Genomic DNA, 7,303 nt, shown 5'->3' with positions numbered 1-7,303 from the left:
TTGCATGTGATGCAACACGCCAATGTCGTGTTCCGAAGATTGGATCGCCTCATCTGCGAACGTTCCGTAGAGCGTCGGCGAACCGCTTCGGGGGTGCTTCGCCAGCAGCATGCCCAGCGGAGCCAACAATCGCATGTGACCGTTGTTGGCTGAGAGTGTTCGACGACATCATGTGCCGACGACTTACTCGCTGACTAAACGCACAATCAGTCAACTGCGACTCGCCCTGTTCGTCAGAGAAGGGCGTGTCGCTTATGGTCCCTTATGGGAATGGCGACATTTGAGGGTCGCCTACTTTGGTGCGCCGATGTCGCCAAGGTCGTCGTTGAATTGAGCTGGTGCAACCCCGACAGTGGTGACAGTTCTCGACAGGCCGAATCGACGGCCCAACGAAAAGACCTCCCCAGTGTATGCAGCACCGAGTCAGGTTGACGCTGGTCTTCGCTTGAGGACCACTCGCTGCAGCGAGCCGGAAGGATCATTGGTAAGAGCCGAGGCGTGTCCATGTCATCGCGTCTTCGCGAGTTTCGTTCTCACGCGTCGGGCTGGCTGGGATGCTCTGCACTGGATCAAGTCAGGACAACGTTCGTGACCTTGGACAAGTGCCCTGTTCATCAGGCAACACCGGGGCGACGTGTTCGAGCTTGCTACTGGAAGCAGTGGAGGAAGGCGAAGACTCGTCTGAAGAAGCTGACTTCCTTGGGCGTGTCCGCTCGTGTTGCTCGCGGCTTCGCGTTGAGCGGCAAGGGAGCCTGGCGTCTTTCCATGACGTCGGGCGTCCAGCGGGCTTTATCGATCGAGTACCTGACCGCCGAGGGCTTGTTGAATCTAGAAGAGCGTTGGAAGTCGTTTGCATCCTTGCGACGAACCGCCTAGTGCGGTCCCGCATGCTAGGTGGTGTGGGAGGGGTCCCGGGCAACCGGGCCCCTATCCCGATTGCGATGGTTATCGCACATTCTAGGGTCTGCGAATACCATCGTCACGTTGTGTCTCGATTGCCGAATCGTGAAGCGAAAAACAATGTAGCCGCGAACGTGGCAAAGAGAATTACGGACATAAACGCGAGTCGAATCGTGACGCCCAGATAGAAGACTGCATCTTGATCCGGCGTTCCATTCCAGCCAGGGGCGTCTATTTCGGATCGAATCCAACGCTGGTCAAGAATCGCATACGCAGCGCCCACCAAGAGCACGGACAATACGAACCCGCGGCCCGCCCAGAGATACGATGCGAGTGATGTACCGAGCACGCAAACGGTCAGCGCGACCCATCCATGCGGAGCGAAAAATTCGGTGAGCAAATGCATTGAGGTCGGGCGTCGGAACTTGGTCTCAACTTAGTTGCGATAACGGCAGTGATCAGCGGGGACGGGCGAACGACTTGCAAGCAGACGAGAAAACTGGCCACCCGTCCTTATGGTCACCCGCATTCATTCTAGTGACTTGATCGTGTCAGGGCCATCTCGCAGCCCAAGACAGACGATCCAGTCAATCAACACAGATGCGGACGCGAAATTCCCCAAGCTGATTAGCCTGAATCTGCCCGTCGGAGTGCTCGACGGGATGAGGCCGCTTGACTGATCGTGGACGAATTCTCCCGGCCTGCCGCTCCACCAACCAGAGGTGATGAGACGACTAAACGGAGACCTTCGCCACGATCAGTAGCGGGAATTGCCTAACGACTGCTCAGATGACGCCTTCGACCAAAAAGACCATCCATAAGGACGTCGCCGTGCAATTCCCTGCGTCAAGCGGAATCAGCTTCTAGTAATCCCCTATCAACCACAGAATCTTAGCTCATGACCAAGCAGACGAAAATCTTGATCGGAATCGATTGGGCCGACGCCAAGCATGATTTCCATCTCATCGACTCGACCGGCAAGACTCAAATCGGTGTCTTCAAACAGTCGCCCAAGGCTATCGCAGAGCAGCTCAAGTTCTGGCGAGAGCAGTCCCCCGGAGCCAACTTCTTGATCGCCATCGAGGCCGCCAAGGGTGCTTTGATCAATGCTCTCGTTGAACACGATGACATCGTCATCTACCCAGTCAATCCCGCCGCTTTGGCCTACCATCGAAAATCATTTGCACATGGAGGAGGGAAGAACGATCCGCTCGATGCAAAAAGGCTCGCTGGCTTTCTACACGATCGTCTGTCAGATCTCAGGCCACTGAAGCGAGACCAGGCGATCACACGTGAGCTCGGCACTCTCAGTGAAGATCGCCGGCGGGCTGTCGACACGCGGGCGGACTTGGCGAATGAACTCACGGCGGTTCTGAAGCAGTATTTCCCTGCTGTTTTAGGCTTCAAAGCAGCTAAACCTTACGCCGCTTTCTTGCTGTCGTTCTTGATCGAGTATCCCACGCTGCAGGCTGCTCAGGACGCAGGTGAAGCGAAGCTTCGCAGCTACTTTCACGGGGTCGGCATGAAACGCAAGGCTGACAAATTTGCCAAGCTAATCATTGAGGCGATGCCCTTGACCGTTGACGAAGTCACGCTTCGTAGCAGTCGGCGCCGTGCGGTAATGATCGCGGAGCAACTTAAAATCTACAACAAACACATTCGGCAATACGAAGCCTCAATCAAAGAACTGCTTCCAAAGCATCCGGCCTACGCGATCGCCAAATCGCTGCCTGGCCCGTCCGACAACACTCAAGCTCGGTTGATCGCAGCAATGGGTGACGACCCAAATCGGTACGGCTCCGCGAAGTGTCTGCAGTGCGCCAGCGGCATCGCTCCGATAACCGAGCAAAGCGGCAAGCGGAAGTTCGCGGTCGCTCGCTGGGCATGCACCAAGTTTCTTCGTCAAACCTTTCACGAGATGGCGGGCCTTTCGATCACAAAGAGTCGATGGGCGAAAGCGTTCTACAATCAACAAATTGCGAAAGGCAAATCAGCCAACACCGCCAAGCGAGCCCTCGCCTACAAATGGCAACGCATCATCTATCGGTGCTGGCAAACCGCCCAGCCATACAACGAAGATCGATACATTGCCCGCCTGAAAGCGACTGGTTCGCCACTCTACGAGCTCCTATGAGCCGCCAATCAACCGGTGTTGAAAACCTGTCAGAAACCCGATGTTTGCCGGTGAATAAAATGTCGCAAATAATCAGCTGCCGATCTCGACCACCCTAGACAACATGCCTCAGATGTCTCCGTTGCATCACATGGTTCGTCGCTCTTGTTCGTGTCGGGAATATACAGAAGCAATTGTAACCAGCGCACATCGTCAAGCGATCAGTCCGAGCACCATCCTGGCGGAGGCGGCCACAACGAACGGTCGCGAAACCATTCGGGTTTGTTATCGCCGATAGTTGGATGACGAATGATTGTCATTGCGTAGTAGTACGCCGGTTCTCCGTACAGAAGTGGATCAGCTTCGAGGTCGTCGACGTCACTCCAGTAATCGCAAACCATTCGCACACACTCGTCACGGTGCAGGTCGCTGTGGGACGTCATTGCGTCAATGATGCGGTTGCAGAATCGAACGGCGGGTTCCGTCTTCGCAAATTTGAATCGGTCGTCAATCATGCAAGATGCGAGCATTGGATAGTACGACGAACGTCGGACATCACGGGGCACGGAGAGTTGACCATCCATTGCGATAAACGCCGCAAGCCGTGCTCCCGTGCATGTCATTGTTACGTGATTACTCTGCTGGGATGCGGGTCTCATCACCTTTGAGTGGCTGCAGTTTGACGTACGATCCTTCCGTTCCGCCAACCATGTGCGTCAAAGCTTTGCCATCACCGGTTTGGCGGGAAAGGCCAACAGATCCTCCGCGGGCATACGCTTCGATACTTGCCGAGTTGATCCGGTTGTCGTTCGTCAGAGACACGATGGCTCTCTGATCATTTGCGGCGATTGAAACTTCGGATTTCCCGGAACCGTCATACATCCGTAGCTGCGTATTGCTGTTCCCAAGTGTCTTCAGGGAGGCGCGAACGGAGCCATCATCGCCCAATAGTTGGAACTCGCGAGCTTGAAGGACCGAAGGCGTTTCCGGATTGCCATTGGCGGCAACCGTAACGGTGAGTGCAATGCATAAGGCGACGAGAGTACCGCCGATTCGCCAGATACGAAGTTCGTTTTCGACTTTGGCGATACGATTCAGTAGAGCATCATTGGTCGACATTGCTTGTCTCCGAGAAAGGAAGGTTGATACACGTAACGGTACGCGTAACCGGGAACGCGCGATAAAGTTTCCAACGCCCAAATCGCTTAGCTCGCGTTCTCCGGTTCACGCGATGGTTACCCGTACGTTTGATCTACGCGTACATTGGAAGAAACACGAAAGCCCATCCTGGGTACACGTACGTAGATCGGTGAATCGGCAATTCGAGCGTGCGTTCAAAATGGCGATCACCGTCGTGCGAAAGCAACGCTCCTTTAACGACTAGTGTAACTGATGCGCAGCGGTCAATGATCCGCCCACACGGAACATTTCCACAAAGAACAGCCCCATGTGTCGTCTTGAACTCGTCTAACGCATCAGAGGCATGGACGTGTGTTGTTCGCCCGTCTGCATCGTTCGACACAGAAACGGATTCGATCACAATTTCACGGAAACCGCTGTCAACGGGAACGAAGCCAACAACAACCAACGAAAAAGGTGATGAAGCCCCAGTGTAGTGAAGGATGCCAGGAATACCGAATTTGGTGAACTCCGGTGTTTCGACATATGCGTTGAGGTAAAGCCCATCGTCAGTGTTTGGAACGTCAGCGAGATCAATGCCATCGTCTGAATGACATGGCATCGACTTAACGTCGCTTTCGATATAGATGCCAAGAGTCGCGATCCAGCAAACAACAACAATGATCGCAATTCGGATGACGCGTCGGCGTGGTGTCATTGGGCTTCAGTCGGCGAACGGCGGACATCACGGGGCACGGAGAGTGGACTATCCATTGCGAAAAACGCCGCAAGCCGTGCTCCCGTGCATGTCATGGTTCCCCGCCATCTTGGCCAACGTAGCGGAAATTGCGAGCAAACCAAGCAGTCGCGAAATGGATCGCACCGAAGACGCAGCCGAGCATGAAGGTCACGAATGGAATCAGCCAAGTGTAAACAAACGAGTCGATGCGAGCATTCGATGGCGCGGTCGGATCATACAGCACATCGATGCGGTCGCCAACGTTGCCGGGCGATGGCGAGACGTGACCGTATGCTTGAACCGAGTAGTCACGCCCATTAGCAGCAAAGGTGAACGTAGGCTTGAACAGCAGCTCACCGTCATCATTGGTCGTAGTGTGCAAATCGACGACAGTACCGGTAGTGCGTTTTGCGTCGCGAAGAAAGTCGGCAGTGAGAACAGTTGCGATCAACGACACCAGAAGCGAGCATCCCGCAAGAAGCGGAATTAGAACGCGAATCATGCCAAACCAGTTTCGGATCATTAAAGACTTGAGGTCAGTTTTGTCGGGGAACGACCGCGATCACCCCGTCGCGGCGAAAGATTTTCCATTGTCAAAACGCTCGGCTCCGCGACTGGGGTGCATCGCTTGGTTCAAGTAAGCCGCTAACGCGGCGGTTTCGGTTTGGTGGTGGAACGGACGCGTGACGGATTGTTGGAAGCAACCTTTCAGGAGGAGCTGTTCGCTGGGAACAGCTCAGCAACTCCTCCTGAAAAGGAACACAACATGTCTAAGTCTAGCTCAAACGGTTCGCAAGATGCACCTGGGTCCCACTTCCCTGAAAGTCTTCTCCTGAGACTCTCCGAAGACTTGCACCTGACCGGCAAGGCCAAACGAACTCACGATGGCTACATCCGAGCGGTCAGGCAGCTCTCCGATTTCGCCGGTTGCAGTCCCGACCAGGTGAACGAGCAGCATGTGCGGCAGTGCTTTTTGCACCTCAAGAACGATCGCAACTTTGCTTATGGATCACTCCGCGTGGCATTCTCGGGCATCAAGTTCTTCTTCACGCACACCTGCAAGCGTGACTGGGAAATCATCAAGATGCTCAAGCTCCAAAACATCACCACGTTGCCGGAGGTGCTGACGATCGAGCAGGTTCATGAACTGATCGGCTCAGCGACCACGCAGCGAATGTTCGTCTATTTCTGGACCGTCTATTCGCTGGGACTCCGACTCAATGAAGCGTTGCATCTGCAGGTCAGTGACATCGACGCCCAGCGAGGCTGGGTTCATGTCCATCGTGGCAAGGGAGCCAAGGACCGGTATGTCCCGCTGCCGACGACGACCGTTCGACTTCTGCGAAACTACTGGGCAAGTCACCGGCACCCGTGCCTGCTGTTTCCGGCAGATGGACGAAACCACCGCCTTGCCAAAGACGGCGTCAGCGAAGCGACGACTCCGATGAGCGAAACGGCCGTTCAAGGAGCAATGAAGCAGATCACGAAAAACCTCCGCTTTGGCAAGAAGGTCAGCATTCATACGCTGCGTCATTCCTATGCGACGCACTTGCTCGAAGCGGGCGTGGGACTGAAAGTAATTCAAAAGTACTTGGGGCATTCGTCGCTGCAGACCACCTTGGTCTATCTGCATCTGACTGACACCGCTGAGGCGAACGCTCGTCAAGAAATCGAAAGGCTATTCGGTAGGCTACCAGGCAGCGACGAGTAAACCCGCTCTCGCAAATGCCCACGGTTGCGGAGGCTCTTCGCCAATTCGCACCGGCATACCTGCAGCAACACGCCGATTCGATCTCGGTCGCCGAAGATAAAGTTCTTGGCGCGATCACTCGTTGTCGCACCGGTGCACTGGGTGGTGTTCACTACCAGTGCGGCGGCTGCGGAATCGATCACTGGGTCGGGCGTTCGTGTGGCAATCGGCACTGCCCAAACTGCGGTCACCAGCGGACGCAGGCTTGGATTGAAACGCAGGCTGCCAAGCTGATGCCGGTTCATCACTTCTTGGTCACTTTCACGGTGCCCCGGGAGGTTGGCTTGGTGCTGCGCGTTCACCAACGTGACGGCTACCGATGCTTGTTCGATGCCAGCAGTCAGAGCATTCGCGATGTGGGATCGGCAACCAAGAGCCTGAAAGGATGCCAACTTGGGTTCTTCGGTGTGCTTCATACTTGGGGGCGTGACCCGGCGGTCTATCATCCGCACGTTCACTACGTCGTTCCTGGCGGCGGAGTGAAACTGGATGAGCAAGGCAATGCCGAATCATGGCAGAGCACTCCGAAGAACTTCTTGTTCCACCACGGCACATTGATCCGAACCTACAAAGCGAAGCTTGCCGATGAACTTCGAGCGGCAGGTCTTTATGCCCAAATCGATCTGGAGGCTTGGACGAAAGACTTCGTCGTCGACATCCAGCCGGTTGGGCACGGCGTCCC

At 55.2% G+C, this 7,303-nt stretch carries 7 protein-coding genes; 4 read left to right on the top strand and 3 right to left on the bottom strand.

Going from position 1 to position 7,303, the window contains the following annotated elements; translation table 11 throughout:
• The first annotated feature begins 504 nt into the window (after positions 1–504).
• Both RE6C_RS01560 and RE6C_RS01550 read left to right on the top strand, forming a co-directional pair.
• On the top strand, positions 505–876 hold the full coding sequence (locus RE6C_RS01560; RefSeq protein WP_008653210.1) for a hypothetical protein: 372 nt from the start codon (positions 505–507) through the stop codon (positions 874–876).
• A gap of 922 nt (positions 877–1,798) precedes the next feature.
• Positions 1,799–3,034 (top strand): IS110 family transposase, encoded by a 1,236-nt coding sequence (locus RE6C_RS01550; protein WP_008653207.1) that lies wholly within the window; start codon positions 1,799–1,801, stop codon positions 3,032–3,034.
• Positions 3,035–3,234: 200 nt separating this feature from the next.
• Here RE6C_RS01550 and RE6C_RS01545 read toward each other — a convergent pair whose 3' ends face one another.
• The 3 genes from RE6C_RS01545 to RE6C_RS01530 form a co-directional block, all read right to left on the bottom strand.
• Positions 3,235–3,528: a hypothetical protein gene (locus tag RE6C_RS01545; RefSeq protein WP_008653206.1), complete on the bottom strand. Its 294-nt coding sequence runs from the start codon at positions 3,526–3,528 to the stop codon at positions 3,235–3,237.
• Between the two features lie 118 nt (positions 3,529–3,646).
• Positions 3,647–4,132 (bottom strand): hypothetical protein, encoded by a 486-nt coding sequence (locus tag RE6C_RS01540; protein ID WP_008653204.1) that lies wholly within the window; start codon positions 4,130–4,132, stop codon positions 3,647–3,649.
• Between the two features lie 809 nt (positions 4,133–4,941).
• Positions 4,942–5,373, bottom strand: coding sequence for a DUF3592 domain-containing protein (locus RE6C_RS01530; RefSeq protein ID WP_008653199.1), 432 nt, complete (start codon positions 5,371–5,373; stop codon positions 4,942–4,944).
• A gap of 168 nt (positions 5,374–5,541) precedes the next feature.
• Between RE6C_RS01530 and RE6C_RS01525 the strand changes: the two genes are divergently transcribed.
• A complete protein-coding gene (locus tag RE6C_RS01525; RefSeq protein ID WP_008653198.1) occupies positions 5,542–6,582 on the top strand; it encodes a tyrosine-type recombinase/integrase in 1,041 nt (346 codons plus the stop codon).
• Positions 6,583–6,596: 14 nt separating this feature from the next.
• Positions 6,597–7,303, top strand: a 707-nt coding sequence (locus RE6C_RS01520) for an IS91 family transposase (RefSeq protein WP_008653197.1), incomplete at its 3' end; no start/stop codon positions are given.

Source organism: Rhodopirellula europaea 6C, assembly GCF_000338295.1.
Taxonomy (GTDB): domain Bacteria; phylum Planctomycetota; class Planctomycetia; order Pirellulales; family Pirellulaceae; genus Rhodopirellula; species Rhodopirellula europaea.
The sequence above is the reverse complement of the archived record's forward strand: the minus strand, read 5'-3'. Positions and strand labels throughout refer to the sequence as shown.

Bases quoted from the DNA above. Each gene is read 5' to 3' on its own strand.
- RE6C_RS01530 (WP_008653199.1), bottom strand. From the start codon at position 5,373: ATGATTCGCGTTCTAATTCCGCTTCTTGCGGGATGCTCGCTTCTGGTG.
- RE6C_RS01560 (WP_008653210.1), top strand. From the start codon at position 505: ATGTCATCGCGTCTTCGCGAGTTTCGTTCTCACGCGTCGGGCTGGCTG.
- RE6C_RS01550 (WP_008653207.1), top strand. From the start codon at position 1,799: ATGACCAAGCAGACGAAAATCTTGATCGGAATCGATTGGGCCGACGCC.
- RE6C_RS01540 (WP_008653204.1), bottom strand. From the start codon at position 4,132: ATGTCGACCAATGATGCTCTACTGAATCGTATCGCCAAAGTCGAAAAC.
- RE6C_RS01545 (WP_008653206.1), bottom strand. From the start codon at position 3,528: ATGATTGACGACCGATTCAAATTTGCGAAGACGGAACCCGCCGTTCGA.